Origin of the sequence: Denitratimonas organivorans, assembly GCF_037478135.1 — a bacterium.
Classification (GTDB): Bacteria; Pseudomonadota; Gammaproteobacteria; order Xanthomonadales; family Xanthomonadaceae; genus Denitratimonas.
In genome coordinates this window covers 16481-32206 of sequence record NZ_JBBHDV010000016.1, presented here as the reverse complement: position 1 = coordinate 32206, position 15726 = coordinate 16481, and the positions used below count along the sequence as shown (strand labels likewise).

General features: G+C 65.6%; 13 protein-coding genes and 1 tRNA gene. 7 read left to right on the top strand and 7 right to left on the bottom strand.

Annotation, left to right across the window (positions count from 1 at the left end):
• Positions 1-104: 104 nt before the first annotated feature.
• Positions 105-875, top strand: a complete 771-nt coding sequence (locus WDB66_RS13920) for a hypothetical protein (RefSeq protein ID WP_339399211.1) — start codon at positions 105-107, stop codon at positions 873-875.
• 51 nt (positions 876-926) lie between these two features.
• Here WDB66_RS13920 and WDB66_RS13915 read toward each other — a convergent pair whose 3' ends face one another.
• Entirely contained in the window at positions 927-1547 is a 621-nt protein-coding gene (locus tag WDB66_RS13915) for a carbonic anhydrase (RefSeq protein ID WP_339399210.1), read from the bottom strand.
• A 418-nt stretch (positions 1548-1965) separates the two neighbouring features.
• Here WDB66_RS13915 and WDB66_RS13910 point away from each other — a divergent pair, with 418 nt between their 5' ends.
• Together WDB66_RS13910 and yedA are read left to right on the top strand one after the other, a co-directional pair.
• Positions 1966-4188 carry a carboxy terminal-processing peptidase gene (locus WDB66_RS13910; protein WP_339399209.1) on the top strand — a complete coding sequence of 741 codons (2223 nt, stop codon included), beginning with the start codon at positions 1966-1968 and terminating at the stop codon, positions 4186-4188.
• A gap of 93 nt (positions 4189-4281) precedes the next feature.
• Entirely contained in the window at positions 4282-5172 is an 891-nt protein-coding gene (yedA, locus tag WDB66_RS13905; protein WP_339399208.1) for a drug/metabolite exporter YedA, read from the top strand.
• A 104-nt stretch (positions 5173-5276) separates the two neighbouring features.
• On the opposite strand, the gene WDB66_RS13900 is transcribed toward yedA, so the two are convergent.
• On the bottom strand, positions 5277-6044 hold the full coding sequence (locus tag WDB66_RS13900) for a DUF481 domain-containing protein (RefSeq protein WP_339399207.1): 768 nt from the start codon (positions 6042-6044) through the stop codon (positions 5277-5279).
• Positions 6045-6251: 207 nt separating this feature from the next.
• Here WDB66_RS13900 and WDB66_RS13895 point away from each other — a divergent pair, with 207 nt between their 5' ends.
• Positions 6252-6701, top strand: a complete 450-nt coding sequence (locus tag WDB66_RS13895; protein WP_339399206.1) for an acyloxyacyl hydrolase — start codon at positions 6252-6254, stop codon at positions 6699-6701.
• Between the two features lie 24 nt (positions 6702-6725).
• Here WDB66_RS13895 and WDB66_RS13890 read toward each other — a convergent pair whose 3' ends face one another.
• From WDB66_RS13890 to WDB66_RS13875, 4 genes are all read right to left on the bottom strand, one after another.
• Positions 6726-7376: a hypothetical protein gene (locus tag WDB66_RS13890; protein WP_339399205.1), complete on the bottom strand. Its 651-nt coding sequence runs from the start codon at positions 7374-7376 to the stop codon at positions 6726-6728.
• A gap of 185 nt (positions 7377-7561) precedes the next feature.
• Positions 7562-8374, bottom strand: a complete 813-nt coding sequence (locus WDB66_RS13885) for a BPSS1780 family membrane protein (protein WP_339399204.1) — start codon at positions 8372-8374, stop codon at positions 7562-7564.
• A 51-nt stretch (positions 8375-8425) separates the two neighbouring features.
• A complete protein-coding gene (locus tag WDB66_RS13880) occupies positions 8426-10234 on the bottom strand; it encodes a GspE/PulE family protein (protein ID WP_339399203.1) in 1809 nt (602 codons plus the stop codon).
• 84 nt (positions 10235-10318) lie between these two features.
• A complete protein-coding gene (locus WDB66_RS13875; RefSeq protein WP_339399202.1) occupies positions 10319-11083 on the bottom strand; it encodes a spermidine synthase in 765 nt (254 codons plus the stop codon).
• 151 nt (positions 11084-11234) lie between these two features.
• Between WDB66_RS13875 and glyQ the strand changes: the two genes are divergently transcribed.
• Together glyQ and glyS are read left to right on the top strand one after the other, a co-directional pair.
• Positions 11235-12128 (top strand): glycine--tRNA ligase subunit alpha, encoded by an 894-nt coding sequence (gene glyQ, locus WDB66_RS13870; RefSeq protein WP_489670869.1) that lies wholly within the window; start codon positions 11235-11237, stop codon positions 12126-12128.
• Positions 12129-12264: 136 nt separating this feature from the next.
• Positions 12265-14433: a glycine--tRNA ligase subunit beta gene (gene glyS, locus WDB66_RS13865; RefSeq protein WP_339399200.1), complete on the top strand. Its 2169-nt coding sequence runs from the start codon at positions 12265-12267 to the stop codon at positions 14431-14433.
• Positions 14434-14579: 146 nt separating this feature from the next.
• On the opposite strand, the gene WDB66_RS13860 is transcribed toward glyS, so the two are convergent.
• Positions 14580-14960, bottom strand: a complete 381-nt coding sequence (locus WDB66_RS13860) for a DUF6746 family protein (RefSeq protein WP_339399199.1) — start codon at positions 14958-14960, stop codon at positions 14580-14582.
• Positions 14961-15284: 324 nt separating this feature from the next.
• On the opposite strand from WDB66_RS13860, the gene WDB66_RS13855 reads away from it, so the two are divergent.
• Positions 15285-15361: transfer RNA gene (locus WDB66_RS13855), tRNA-Arg, on the top strand.
• The last annotated feature ends 365 nt before the right edge of the window (positions 15362-15726 follow it).

Sequence of the window (15726 nt, the reverse complement as noted above, 5' to 3'; positions counted from 1 at the left end):
TTTGTTGCAGTGCGATGCGCGCCGTGTGGTCGCCTTGCACGCAGTCGCCGGACGCCGCCCACGCGGCACACCGGTGGCGTCCGATGACAAAACAGGAGGGTACGATGCGATTGTTCAACTATCTGATTTTCAGTGTCTTTGCAGTGTCGGCGGCCGCTGCGGCACAGGCTCAGGACGCATCGACACTGCGCCAGATCGAGCAGCGCGGGAAGGCATTGCTGGAGCTGGACCGGGTCGCGCAGGCCGCGCTGATCGAGGCCGAGGAGACGCGCTCGTTCCGCCGCGACGATGATGTTCTGGGCTGGGTCTGGGAACCGCGTGGCAGTGCCTACACGCTGACCTTCGTCGGGCAGAATTCCGACAATGAAGTGGTCGGCCGTTTCCGCATCGCGATGAGCAGTTCCGGCCAGCCGCTGGACGAGCTTGAACGGCTCGAACGGATGCCGGTGCCGCCGCGCCTTGCAGCCCAGTTCCACGCCCGCCAGCGTGCCGAGCGGGTCGATCATCCGGAATGTTCCACCACCTACGACACCCTCGTGCTGCCCGGCGATGACGGCCGCTGGCATGCCTATCTGATGCCGCGCTCGGCGTTCCCCGATGTGCATCTGCTGGGCGGCACCCTGCGGATCGACATCAGCGCCGACGGCAATGCAGTACAGCAAGTGCTGCCGCTGGCCGCCGATTGCGCGCTGTTGCAGGATTCGGCCGACGCGCCGGCGTTGCAGGTGACCGATGCCGGTGCCGCGCATCCGAACGAACTGCACGTCTACGTGGCGCAGATGCTGGGCAAGCCGCTGTACGTGACGACCACCGCCAATGACCGCACCTGGCTGATCCAGAACGGCCAGGTCAGCGAAGTGGCCACGCCCGAATGAACCGGTGCGCGGCGTTCACGCGCCGCGCCTGCGTCACTTCAGCACTTCACTTCATTCCAGCCCGCGCGGGCCTTCCAGAAAGGTGACCTCGCCGGTCTGGACCGAATATTCGGCCCCGACGATGCGCAGACCATCGTTGAGGATCAGCGATTCCAGCACCGGCGAGCCATAGCGCAGATGGCTGACCGAGATGCCGATGTTGGCGCGCATGCCCTGCAGCGCCAGCGCCTCCGGATCGTTGCGCAGATCCGTGTGCAGCAGGCCTTCCAGCGCCGGCCGCACCCGGTCCACGATCGAACGCAGGTTCGGCGACTGGCTTTCGGCCGGGGTCTGCAACTGCTCGATCGTGGCGCGGATCGCTCCGCACTGGGTATGACCCAGCACCACCACCAGACGCACGCCGAAACGCTCGGCAGCGAACTCGACGCTGCCGATCTGCGACGGCGAGACGATGTTGCCGGCCACCCGGATCACGAACAAATCGCCCAGGCCCTGGTCGAACACCAGCTCGGCCGGCACCCGCGCATCCGAACACCCCAGCACGATCGCGAACGGCATGCGGTTGCAGTCCAGCTCCAGCTTGCGGGCCACGGTATCGGAGGCGGCCAGACTTTCGACAAAGCGGCGGTTGCCTTCGCGCAGGCGAATCAGGGCCTGGTCTGCCGGGATCATCGGGAACTCCTGTTGGGATGGATGCAAGGGTGAAATTTTCCCGCAATTGCGGTGCGATGTCCGGTGTCGGCAACGACGCGGGCATGGGGCGCTGGCGGCGACTGGCTCCGTGCAGCCGTGAGCCGGGAGAGAAGTCGGCCAACAGCGGCGGATATTGTATACCCGTGGCGTCGGCCAACCCGCAGGTGTGGCTGAACTTTCCCGTGCCAGCCACGCTCAAAGCACGTCACCACACATGAACCTGCGGGGCACCACCCGCCGTCGCGGTGCATGCAGGACTGGTGTGTTCGCCATCGCGCCCTGATATCCGTTCATTCTGGCGCTTGCCGAACCGGCGGCCAGTTGGCAGGCTGGCAACCGTATCGCCGCCGTGCGACCCCGGGAGATCCCCGGCTTTTCCGTCTTCAAAGGTTTCCCCATGTTCGCAAAGCGCTCGTTGATCGCCCTGGGTCTGGCCCTGTTCATGGCCGCCGGTGCACAAGCCCGCAGCACGCCGGCCGAGCCGGTCACGCTGGCACCCACCGCCACCCAGCTGGACACCGCGACACTGGTCACGCAGCTGCTGAGCAACAGCCGTTACCACTACCAGCCGCTGCCGCTGGACGATGCGCTGTCGGCACGCATCTACGACCGTTATCTCGAATCGCTGGACCGCGACCGCATGTTCCTGCTGGCCGCCGACGTGGAAGGCTTCGCGCCGCTGCGCGACAAGCTCGACGATGCATTGCGCAACCGCCAGCTGCAGCCGGCCTTCGACATGTTCAACGTCTATCTGCAGCGGGTCGGCGACCGCACCCGCTTTGCGCGCGAGTTCCTCAAGACCGAAATCGATTTCAGCGTCGACGAAACCTGGGACTTCGACCGCAAGAAGGCGCCCTGGGCGCAAAGCAGCGACGAACTGGACGAGATCTGGCGCAAGCGCGTCAAGAACGATGTGCTGCGCCTGAAACTGGCCGGCAAGGAAGCCGACGCGATCCGCGAGACGCTGGACAAGCGCTATGCCAACTACGAATCCCGCGCCCGCGCGATCCGTGGCGAGGACGTGTTCCAGACCTTCATGAACGCCTACACCGGCGCAATCGAACCGCATACCTCGTACATGAATCCGCGCACCACCGAGAACTTCAACATGTCGATGCGGCTGTCGCTGGAAGGCATCGGCGCGGTGCTGCAGATCAATGACGAGGAAGTCACCGTGGTGCGCTCGATCGTGCCCGGCGGGCCGGCGGCGATGTCCGGCCAGGTCAAGCCCGGCGACCGCATCTATGGTGTCGGCCAGGGCAAGGACGGCCCGATTGTGGATGTGGTCGGCTGGCGTCTGGACGATGTCGTGGACCTGATCCGCGGCAAGAAGGACACCTGGCTGCGGCTCGATGTGCTGCCGGCCGATGCCGGCAACGACGGCGAACACCGCACCGTGACGCTGGCGCGGCAGAAGGTGAAGCTGGAGGAGCAGGCCGCGAAGAAGTCGATCATCAGCGTCGGCGAGGCCAAAGGTGAAGACACGGGCGAGGACCAGCGCGTGCAGCGCGTGGGCCTGATCGAACTGCCCACCTTCTACCAGGATTTCGAAGGCCGCCGCCGCGATGAACCCGACTACCGCTCCGCCACCCGCGACGTGGCACGCCTGCTGGAAGAGCTGAAACAGGAAAAGGTCGATGGCGTCATCATCGATCTGCGCAACAACGGCGGCGGCTCGCTGACCGAAGCGATCGAACTGACCGGTCTGTTCATCGATTCCGGCCCGGTGGTGCAGGTGCGTGATGCGCGCGGCCGCGTCGATGTGCAGCGTGACACCTCGCGCGGCACCACCTGGGATGGTCCGCTGGCGGTGATGGTCAACCGCGCCTCGGCCTCGGCTTCGGAAATCTTCGCCGCCGCGATCCAGGACTACGGCCGTGGCCTGGTGATCGGCGAGCCGACCTTCGGCAAGGGCACGGTGCAGAACCTCGTGGATCTGGACATGTTCGTGCGTGGCGAGCAGTCCGGTTTTGGCCAGTTGAAAATGACGGTGGCGCAGTTCTTCCGCATCGAAGGCGGCTCCACCCAGCACCGCGGCGTGACCCCGGACATCGATTTCCCGGTGACGCTGGATGCCGAGGATTACGGTGAAAGCAGTTACGATAATGCCCTGCCCTGGGCCCGGGTCGACGCTGCGCCGCATTCGCGCCAGGCCAATTTCAAGCCGTTGCTGCCGCTGCTGGAAACCCGCCACCAGGCGCGCGCGCAGAGCGACCAGGAATTCATCTGGTGGACCGAGGACGTGGCCGAATACCGCCGCCAGCGCGCCGACAAGTCGGTATCGCTGAACGAGGAGGTCCGCCGCGCCGAACGCGAGCGCAACGAGGCCCGCCGCAAGGCACGCGAGGAAGCGCGCAAGGCCGCCGGACTGGCCGACAACGGCCACGACTCCAACGAGGACGACGGCCTGCAGGCCGACGAACGCGATCTGGTGGCCGAAGCCGCGCGCGATGCCGAGGAAGAGAAGAAGGACACCCCGCCGGACGTGCTGGCACGCGAGGCCGCGCACATCCTGGTGGACGCGATCAACCTGCTCGATACCGATCGCACCCTGGCCGCACAGGTGCTGCCGCCACCGCTGGCCGATACGGCACTGGAACCGGCCGAGCGCGTCCGCTAAGCGGGCGGCAACACCGCTCCAACTTCTCTCCCACGCAACGGCGCCATCTGCATCCAGATGGCGCCGTTGCCTTGATCCCGGCCTCTGCTGCCCATGTCCGCGCCCGTTCCGTCCGCTTCCGCCCGCCCATGGGCCATCGCTGCGGCGCTGTTTTCCCTTTACGTGATCTGGGGTTCGACCTATCTGGCGATCCGTTTCGCGCTGGAGGGTTTTCCGCCGTTCCTGCTGGGTGCGATCCGCATGGGTCTGGCCGGGGCGCTGATGTACGCCGTGCTGCGCGCAACCGGCACGCCGCCACCCACACGTACCCAGTGGCGGCAGCTGTGGTGGCTGGCGATCTTCATGGTGCTGCTCAGCAACGGCCTGGTGAATTACGCCGAACAGGAAGTCTCCTCCGGCATGGCGGCGGTGGCGGTCGCCTCGATGCCGCTGTGGGCAGCGCTGTTTGCGTTGCTGCGCGGCCAGCGGCCCAGTGGCAACGAATGGGTCGGGCTGGCGATCGGGTTTGCCGGCGTGCTCTGGCTCAATGCCGGCAGTTCGCTGACCGGCACCCCGCACGGCATGATCGCGCTGCTGATCGCGCCGGTGGCCTGGGCCTGGGGTTCGATCTGGAGCCGCGGGCGTGATCTGCCGACGCCGTTCGTGTCGGCCGCCGGGCAGATGCTGTGCGGTTCGGTCTGGATGCTGGGCGCCGCGCTGGCCAACGGCGAACGGATGACGCAGTGGCCATCACTGGATGCCGTGCTGGCATTGGGCTATCTGGTGACCTTCGGCTCGATCATCGGCTTCACCGCCTACATCTGGCTGCTGCAGCACGTACGCCCGGCGCTGGCCACCAGCTATGCCTATGTGAACCCGCCGATCGCGGTGCTGTTCGGCGTGCTGCTCGCAAACGAAGCCTTCGATCTGCATGAGCTGGGCGCGATGGCGGTGATTCTGGTGGGTGTGGCGATCATCACGCTGGCGCGCAGCAAGCCGCGTTGACGCGCCGCCACCAGCATTGCGCCGGGCATGAAAAAGGCGGAACCGCCGCAGCGATCCCGCCTTTTCACAACTGCGTATAGCGTTCCGGCATCACGCCGGCGCGATCACTTGAAGTTGTAGACCAGGTTGAGCTTGGTCAGCTTGTCGGTCTTCTCGATGCCGGGGCCGACATCGGTGTTGTGGCGTACGTCGAACCCGGCCTTCAGCGCCAGCTTCTCGCTCATCGCCACCGATACGCCAAAGGCATTGCTGGCGAAGGTGTTGTCGCTGCCGGCTTCGATCAGCAGCGTGTTGAACAGCGTCGTGGTGTCGGTGATCTGGTGCTTGTAATCGAGCAGGCCGCGACCGATCAGTTCGCTTTCGGTTTCACCGGTGCTGGCGCTCTTGGCGCGGCGGTAGCCGGGGCCGACTTCGGTCAACAGGCTGGTGCGCTCGTTGTCGATGAACTGGTGGCCATAACCCATCGAGAACGTGGTCTGGTATTCGTACGGTGCGAAATCGTCATTCTCGTAACGCAGCGCGGTGATCCAGGAGCTGACCTTGCTGAGCTTCAACGCACTGCTGGCACCGGCTTCGTAACGGTTGGCGGACAGCTGCATGCGGTCCTCCTCGACCCCGTCACCATCGAAATCGCCGGTGACCTCGGCCTTGTTGCGCAGCGCGCTCAGGTAGAACGAATGCTTCCAGGCGTCGTCCTCGTTGACGAAGGCCAGCTTGCCGTTGGCGTTGTCCGAGCGTGCATTGCCACGCGCCATCGCCAGACCGAATTCACCAGTACCGGACCAGCCCGACTCCTGGGCGGCGGCGGTCAATGGCAAACCTGCAGCCAGGGCCGTGGCCAAGGTGGCGAGAAGCAGGGTCTTGTGGGTCATGGTGCTGGTCTCCGTGCGGGGCGTGGCGCCGGCTGGCGCGAAAGGGGCGTCATGCTATGGGTGGCGGTGGCCAGCGAGGTGAATTCATCCTGACTGGCAGCCGAATCCGGATGGCTCGCTGTCAGCAAAAACTCAGCTTCCGCCGCCTTGCTGCGGACTGCCGCCCAGTATAATGGCGCGTTACTTTTTCCCCTCAGAAACACAGCCATGCGTCATTATCTGCTCTCCGTGGCCACCCTGATCGGCCTCTGTGGCGCCCTGCCTGCCACGGCCGGACTCCACGTCGGTCTTGGCCCGGTGGACGAGATCCAGGGCAAGGGCAGCAAGATGCTTGCGGTGAGCTGGGAAAACGAGGCGCAGCATCCGTGGGAAGTGATGGTCGGGGTCATCGACGAGCGTGATTCCACGATCATTTCCACCCCGCGCGTGTATTTCGGCTCGGTCTCCAAGCGTTTCACCTGGAAGGGCTGGTTCGCGCAGGGCGGCATCGCCGCGACCAACTCCAATACTGAGGTGTTGTCCGAGCACTGGCAGTTCATGACCGGCATCGGCTACCGCCACGGCCGCTTCACCGTCTCGCTGCGCCACCTGTCCAATGCCAACACCGGCGGCCGTAACCGCGGCGAAAACCTCCTGCTGTTCCAGTACGGCTTCTGATCCGGCCGCGCGAGCCGGCTACCGTCAGCGGCAACGGCGCCGTTCGCGGTCGATCAGCACCTGCAACTCGTCCTCGCCGATGCGCTCGTTGCGCGCGGCCAGGTCGCGGATCTTGCTTTGCGTATCCGGGCACGGGTTGTAGTTGCCGCCGAACAGCGTGCCGATGGTCCTGAGAATGTCCTCGGGCGTGATCGAGCGGCGCAGCATGATCGGGTTCGGGGTATAGGACTCGGCCCGGCCCGGCACCCGCGCGGTATGGCGCTGCATCGGATCGCGCTCGAACGGCATCGCCTGTTCCACCTGCGTACGCGCCGCCGCACGGATCGCATCCATCACTTCCATCGTGTCGGGCGTGCGTTGCGGCGCAGCTGCGGCCGGTGATGGGGATGCCACAGGCGGGTCCGGCGGAGCCGAAGGCGTGGCGCGTGGCAGCACAACAGGCGGTGATGCACGCGGGCGCTGCGGCGCCTCGGGAAACGGTGGCGGAGGTGGCGGCGGCTGCATTGCCGGTACAGCCGGGATGAACTCCACCTGCAAGGCGCCATCATCGCCGCGATCGCGCGCCGGATCGCGCAGCATCCACAGGCCCAGCACCACGTGTGCCAGCACGCAGGCGCCCAGCACCGCCAGGCGTATCCTTCGGTCCTGCTGTGGATCGTCCGTGGGTGATGCCATGCCGCGTCCTTGTCGAGGGCCGCGACGCTAGCGCATCGAGGGTTAAGCGGTAGTTAGGGCCGGTTTCAGGCTGTGCTTGAGTGTGCAGAAACGGCCCCTGCTTTCCCCTTCGCGCGCGAACACGCGAAGGGGAAAGGCCATACGAACCGCTGCCGGGAACCAGCCCGGCAGCGGTTGGGTACGCATCAGGCAACCATGCCGCCACCATCCTGTGGTGGTGTCGGCGGCGTTTCGGGTGCCGGCGGGGCCGGCGGCAGCTCGGCTGCGCTGTCGGCGTAGACATCCTTCCACGCCAGATACATCGAGGCGCCAGCCAGCGGCACCGCGACCAGCGACACCAGCACCTGCGCCAGCAGGCTGGAAATCAGCGCCAGGATGCCGGTCACCACCACCACCGCCAGAACGAACACCACCAGATACAGCAGCACCGCACCAACATTGGCCAACGTGGCTCGCATGCTCTGCTTCATCGCGGCGAACGCGTCATTGCTGACGAACATCGTGTCCGGGATGGCGAAGAAGGCCAGCGCGAACACCAGCAGGCCCAGTGCCAGCATCACCGGCAACAGCACCAGCGCGCCCACGCCCATGGCACCGATCAGCGCCGCTGGCGATTCCATCGCCGCCGACATGCCGGCACCGGCCAGGCTGACCAGGATCACCACCGTCAGCAGGATCACCAGCACCACACCGGCGATCACGCCCGGCAGGCACAGCAGCAGCAGCGGACCGATCTTGCCTTCCAGCTGGAAGCCACGGAACAGGTCGCCAACCTCGGCATTTTCACCCCGGTCCTGACGGCGTGCGGCCCAGGCAATGCCGCCGTACAGCGTCGGCCCAATGATCGCCAGCGCCAGCGAACCCAGCAGCGGGACCACCGAGATGATGGTGTAGATCAGTCCCATCAGGATGAAGGGGCCGGGATTCTTCAGCATCAGCGTGATGCCGTTGCTGAGCCAGGCAAGGCCGTTGCCGGCAGGTACGGTGCGGATGGTCATGGTGTTCTCCTTGGATTGAAATCGGGATTCGGGGTTCGAGATCCGGGCGGGTCATTCCGGCGGCGGCAGCACGTCCAGCACTTCGGCGATCGTGGTCAGGCCCTGCGCCACCTTCTGCGCGCCGGCGGCACGCAGCGTCTGCATGCCATCGGTGACGCAGGCGCGGGTGAAGGCGGCCTGATCCATGTCCTGCCGGATCCCGCTGCGCAATGGCGGCGTGATCAGCAGCAGTTCGTACAGACCGACGCGCCCGAGGAAGCCACTGTGACGGCATTCCAGACAGCCGCGAGCGGCCTGCCCGGTGGCGGGCTTGGCGATATCCAGCCCATCGGCCAGCACCGCCCAGCCATCCTCGTCCAGCGGCGCCGGCTTCTTGCAGTGCGGGCACAGGGTGCGCACCAGACGCTGCGCCAGCACGCCGTTGAGGGTGGACTGGATCAGGTAATGCGGCACGCCCAGATCCAGCAGCCGGGTGATCGCCGAAGGCGCATCGTTGGTATGCAGCGTGGAGAGCACCAGATGCCCGGTGAGCGAGGCCTGCACCGCCATCTGCGCGGTTTCCAGGTCGCGGATTTCACCGATCATGATGATGTCCGGATCCTGCCGCAGCAGGGTGCGCACGCCGGAGGCGAAATCCAGTTCGATGGCCTGATGCACCTGCATCTGGTTCAGTTCCGGCGCGATCATCTCGATCGGGTCTTCGACGGTGCAGACATTCACGTCCGGCGTGGCGAGGCGCTTCAGCGTCGAATACAACGTCGTGGTCTTGCCGGAACCGGTCGGGCCGGTCACCAGCACGATGCCGTGCGGGCGGCGGGTCAATTCGTTCCAACCCTCGGCCTCGGCCGCGTCAAAGCCCAGTTCCTCGGTGGATTTGACCGCGGTATCCGGGTCGAAAATACGCATCACGCATTTCTCGCCGAACGCGGTGGGCATCGTCGACAGGCGCATTTCCACTTCACGCCCGCCCGGCGAGCGGGTCTTGATGCGACCGTCCTGCGGCCGCCGCCGTTCGCCCAGATCCATGCGCCCGAGCACCTTGATGCGGCTGATCGCGGCGATCATCACCGGCGTGGGCAATTCGAACACCTTGTGCAGCACGCCGTCGATGCGGAAGCGCACCCGGCTGATGTCGCGGCGCGGCTCCAGGTGGATGTCGCTGGCACGCTGTTCATACGCGTACTGCAGCAGCCAGTCGACGATATGCACGATGTGGCGATCGTCGGCGCCGACTTCCCCGGCGCGGCCCAGTTCCACCAGCTGCTCGAAGCTGGGCATCGAAACCGTTTGGTTTTCGTCGCGCTGGTCCTTGGCACCCCGCACCGACCGGGTCACGCCGAAAAACTCCATCATGTAGCGCGCCAGATCCAGCGGATTGGTGACCACCACAACGATCTCGCGCCGCAGGATCTGGGCCAGATCCGGCTGCCAGCGCAGATCGGTCGGCTCGCTGGTGGCGATCACCACGCGCTCGGCATTGACCGCCACCGGCAGGATGCGATGGCGCTGCGCATAGGCGTGCGAGATCAGCGCGGTGACGGCCGGTACGTCGATCTTGGTCGGATCGATGCGCAGATAGCGCACCCCGGCCTGCTGCGCGAGCCAGTGGGTCAGGGTTTCCAGATTCAGTTCGGCATCGGGCCGGCGCCGATTGCGGAATTTCAGATTGGCGATCAGCACCAGCGGGTGAATGTCCACGCCGGTGCGCTGCTCGCGGACCGCCTGACGCGCTCGACCCATGTCGTCATGACTGATGAAGCCATCCTCGGCCAGCGCCGTCAACACCCTTTCCAGACTCAGCCGGGTGTTGTCGGGAAAACGTCCGGGCACGGCCGGGCGCGGCGGTGGAGAGCTGGGCATGCGCGATCAACGGCAGCGCGGCGTGGCCGCAGGATGCACCCAAGTCTACCCGAGCACGGCGGCGGCCATGCGTGCCGGAAGACCTCAGCCCGGCATCGGCTTGCGCGCGCTCAAAAAGGTCCACAGATCGCGGTAGGACGGCACCAGCACATCCTGTTCGCAGCGGTTCTCGAAGTGGGCATCGACTGCCTCGCGGATCAGCGGCAGCAGGCGGCGGCGCTCGTCGCGGTCGGCGGCATCGGCGCGGCCATGGCCGCAGCACTGCATGCTGAAGACACCGCCGGGTCGCAGCGCGGACGCGATCTTGGCGACGATGTCGGTGATGAAGGCGGCGCGGCTCTGGTTCTCGCGCACCGGGTCCATCGTCAGGTCGTAGATCACCGCATCCAGCCCGCGCGCCTGCGCGATCCAGGCGAACGCATCGCCAACCACGACGTGGGCGCGGGGGTTGTCGAAGGCTTCGCCGCAGACCGCCGGCAGGTATTCGCGACACAGCTCGATCACGCGCGCGTCGATCTCGATCATCGTCAGTTCGGCCGGCACATGGTCCAGCGGTTCCAGACTGCGCAGCAGTTCGCCCAGCACCCCACCATCGCCGCCACCCAGGATCGCGATCCGTTCCAACTGCCGCAATTCCAGCAGCGGGCTGACCATCGCCACGCCGTAGGCGGCGTCGGATTCGGAGATCTGCAGGTCGCCATCCAGATACAGCTGGCCCCCGAAAACCGGGTGCCGGGCGATGCGGACCTGTTGCAGACCGGTGTGCTCATCGGCCAGCAGCACGCTGCCGTCGGAGCGGCGGGGGACAACGGAAGAAAGTCCGGCGCGGAGGCCGTGGGATACGGGCATCGGGGTTCCTTGGTGGGTGGATGACAGATTCCATCCTCGACAAAGCCTTGCCCCGGCGCAAGTTCGAAGCACCCCGGGATCGCGCCCGCGCCCCGCGTGGCCGGCGTCTTGCCCTTATAATCGAACGCTTTTCCGCCGCATGTGCACCGCAATGACCGGACCCACCTTCCAGGACCTGATCACCCGCCTCAACGCCTACTGGGCGGCGCAGGGCTGCGTGCTGATCCAGCCGCTCGATCTTGAAGTCGGGGCCGGCACCTTCCACCCGGCCACCTTTCTGCGCGCGCTCGGGCCCGAGCCGTGGAACGCCGCCTATGTGCAGCCTTCGCGCCGCCCCACCGATGGCCGCTACGGCGAAAACCCTAACCGCCTGCAGCATTACTACCAGTACCAGGTGGTGATGAAGCCGAACCCGGACAACATCGTCGAGCTGTACTTCGATTCGCTGAAGGCGCTGGGCATCGACCCGCTGGTGCACGATCTGCGCCTGGTCGAGGACAACTGGGAATCGCCCACGCTGGGCGCCTGGGGCCTGGGCTGGGAAGTCTGGCTCAATGGCATGGAAGTCACCCAGTTCACCTACTTCCAGCAGGCCGGTGGTCTGGAATGCAAGCCGGTGCTGGGCGAAATCACCTACGGCCTGGAACGGCTGTGCATGTACCTGCAGGAATGCGACAACGTCTACGACCTGATCTGGACGGTCGGCCCCCAGGGTCCGGTGACCTACGGCGATGTCTATCTGCAGAACGAGCGCGAACAGAGCGCCTACAACTTTGAACATGCCGATGTGGCCGAGCTGTTCCACCGCTTCGACGCCTGCGAGGACGAGGCGCAGAAGCTGGTCGAACTGGGCCTGCCGCTGCCGGCCTACGACCAGGTCTGCAAGGCCAGCCACAGCTTCAACCTGCTCGACGCGCGCCGCGCGATTTCCGTCACCGAACGCCAGCGCTACATCCTGCGCGTGCGCAAGCTGTCGCAATCGGTGGCGCAGGCCTACTTCGAGCAGCGCGAGAAACTCGGGTTTCCCGGTGTGAAAGCGGCCTGAAACCTTTCTATCGGGGATCGGCCGCGGATAAAACCTCCGCATCCGGCCGCCCTGATGACCGCAGCGATTCCTTCCTTCATCCGCCTTCGGGCACCCTCTTCCGGGCGGAGAGGGAAAGAAACACAGAGACTCCGATATGCAACCGTTGCTGATCGAACTGGGCACCGAAGAACTCCCCGTTAAGGCATTGCCCGGGCTGGCGCAGGCCCTTTTTGATGGCGTCATCACCGGGCTGGAGAAGCGCGGCATCGCGATGCAGCGCGGCGACGCCAAACCCCTGTTCTCCCCGCGCCGGCTCGCGGTGCTGCTGCCAGGTGTGGCAACGCGGCAGCCGGACCAGTCCAGCGAGCTGCTCGGGCCGTATCTGAACATCGCGCTGGATGCGGACGGCCAACCGACCCGCGCATTGCAAGGCTTCGCCGCCAAGAACGGCATCGACTGGACCGCGCTTGAGCGCACCACCGATGCCAAGGGCGAACGCTTCGTGCACCGTTCGGTGCGCGCCGGATCGGATACCGCGCAACTGCTGCCCGAAATCCTGCTCGAAGCCATCGCCGCAATGCCGATCCCCAAGCCAATGCGCTGGGGCGCGCACGAACATGCCTTCGCGCGGCCGCTGCACTGGCTGGTGCTGCTGCTGGGCGATGCCGTGGTGCCGGCCAGCCTGTTCGGCATCGCCTCCGGGCGCGACAGCCGCGGCCACCGCTTCCATCATCCGGACGCGATCAGCATCGCGTGTGCCACCGACTACGTCACCGCGCTGGAAAGCGCCTTCGTGCTGGTCGATCCGGAACAGCGCCGCGCCCGCATCCGCCAGCAGGTGGAAAGCGCCGCCGCGCAATGCGGCGGCGTGGCGCGCATTTCCGACGACAACCTGGAACAGGTCGTGGCGCTGGTCGAATGGCCTGCACCGGTCACGTGCAGTTTCGAGCAGGAGTTCCTTGCCGTGCCGCAGGAAGCCCTGATCGAAACCATGGAGATCAACCAGAAGTTCTTCCCGGTGCTGAGTGAAAGCGGCGCGCTGACCGAGCACTTCATCGGCATCGCCAATATCGACTCGAAAGACGTGAGCAAGGTGCGCGCCGGATACGAGCGCGTGATTCGCCCGCGCTTTGCCGATGCCAAATTCTTCTTCGATGAAGATCTGAAGCAAGGCCTGCATGCGATGGGCGACGGCCTGAAGACCGTCACCTATCAAGCCAAACTCGGCAGCGTGCACGACAAGGTGCAGCGTGTCGCCGCACTGGCGCAGGCGATTGCCACGCAGGTGGGCGTGGATCCCGAGCTCGCGCGCCGCGCCGCCGAGCTTTCCAAGAACGACCTGCAATCGCGCATGGTCAACGAGTTTCCCGAACTGCAGGGCATCGCCGGGCGCCACTACGCGCTGGCCGGCGGCGAACCGGAGGCCATCGCACTGGCCATCGACGAAGCCTACCGCCCGCGCTATTCCGGCGACGACATCGCGCTCTCGCCGCTGGGCAAGGTGCTGGCGATCGCCGAGCGGTTGGATACGCTGGCCGGTGGTTTCGCGGCGGAGCTGAAGCCGACCGGCAACAAGGATCCGTTCGCACTGCGGCGCAATGCGTTGGGGTTGGCGCGGACGATGATCGAGTCCGGTGTTGATCTCAGCTTGAAGCGACTCTTGAGCCACGCAGAGTTGCTGGCGTTCCTGGCTGTCAGCAAGCAGGACTACAAGAAGTACGAGAGCCTCGCTAACGAACTCCAAGATCACGACATTCCCTTCGATCCTGAAGGTTTCAAGAAGCAATACTCCCCTAAGAAGGAAGGGGCGAACGATCTCTACGCCTTCATCCTCGACCGTCTGCGCGGCTACTACGCCGACAAGGGCGTGCCCGTCACGCACTTCAATGCCGTCGCGGCGCTGCAACCGGCCTCGCTCTACGACTTCGACCGCCGTCTGGATGCCATCGGCCAATTCGCCGCGCTGCCGGAGGCCGAAGCACTGGCAGCGGCCAACAAGCGCATCGGCAACATCCTGCGCAAGGTGGAAGGCGAGGTATCCGACGCCATCGACACCGCCGCGCTGGTGGAACCGGCTGAAACCCGTCTGGCCGAAGCCCTGCTGGGCGTGGAAGCCGCCGCCAACGACGCCCTGGCCGAACGCAACTACGTCACCGCGCTCAAGCATCTGGCGCAACTGCGCGCCCCGATCGATGCCTTCTTCGACGATGTGATGGTGATGGCCGAAGACCCGCGCGTGCGCGCCAACCGCCTCGCCCTTCTCAAGCGCATCGCCGACCGCTTCCTCAGCGTGGCCGACATCTCACTGCTGGCCAGCGGCTGATCCAGCACATGAAAAACCCGGCAAGGACACACTCTTGCCGGGCTCGATTCAACTCCGCGCTGTTGGCCGCCGGCAGCGCCGTGATCCGGCGATAAAGCACAACGCAGCCTGCGTACGGACCGACCGTCAGGCGCCAGCCCGCACCATCACTTCACGAGGGTGCGCGACACCTTCAGGTACTCGGCGCCGGCCTTGCGCACGGTCTCCTCATCAGCGTGTTCGGACGCCACGTGCACCTGCTCCAGCGTCTCGGCCAGACCGTCCAGATCCTTGCGGATCTTCTCCAACGCGTTTTCCAGCGTGTAGGTCAGCTGATGGATCGCGTCCATCTGCTCCAGATCCATCTTGCCTTCCGCCGCCAGCACCGCCTCCAGCTTGGCGTTGTACTCGGAGAAATTCTTCACCGCCTGCTCCAGCGTCTCGGACGCCTCGCCGCGATAGTGGTCAGGACGCGCATCGTCGGCCAGCGCCGGCTGGGCGAAGAAAGCAGCGGAAACAAGCAGCGGAAGCAGACGCAACGAAGACATGGCGATTCCTTGAGAAACAGTGGAGGGAGAAAACCTGTTAATGATAACAGTTCTCATTAGAAGCATGACAAGGGCCACCACCCCGACTACGCCATCGCCCGACGCGACAACCCGTCCACCCCGCAATCACGCTGATCAGATCACGCTGATCACCCGCTGCCGCCCAATCCGTGGCAAAATAGCCGGCCGCCGCACCCTGCGCGCCGCGCCTGCGACCCACGGCATCATCGCCGCAGATCGCCCGGCCGGCCCGCCCGGGACTTCGCAGCCAGCAACGAACACGCTGGCACCGCATTCCCCGCAGCGGACACGTGACAGCACAACGCGCCTGTAGCTCAGCCGGATAGAGTAGTGGCTTCCGAAGCCATTGGTCGGGGGTTCGAATCCCTCCAGGCGCGCCATCTTTGATGGCACTTCGTCACGATTCCCAACCCTTTGCGCGCAGCGCTTTCGGCCGTTCGGACGATGCGCGAGCCTGCGGTTCGCTAGCTCATCCACTCTCCCTCTCCGGGCGCGCCAAAAGGTCTGTGCCCATTCTGTGCCCACACTGTGCCCCGTTTTTCTTGCGGGCGGCTGCCGTGTGAGCACTAGCCTCGGTGCCCACGATCTCATGCGCGGATGACCTTGGTCACCCTGAACCTCGGCGGCTTCCCCGGCAGAGACGACTGCCCTTGTCCCTGAATAGCCATGAGACCGCCGCTACGCGACTGCGAGTGTCAAGAGCGACGTGGTGGACAGCCAGCCGATGGACATCGGCTCCTGCTAG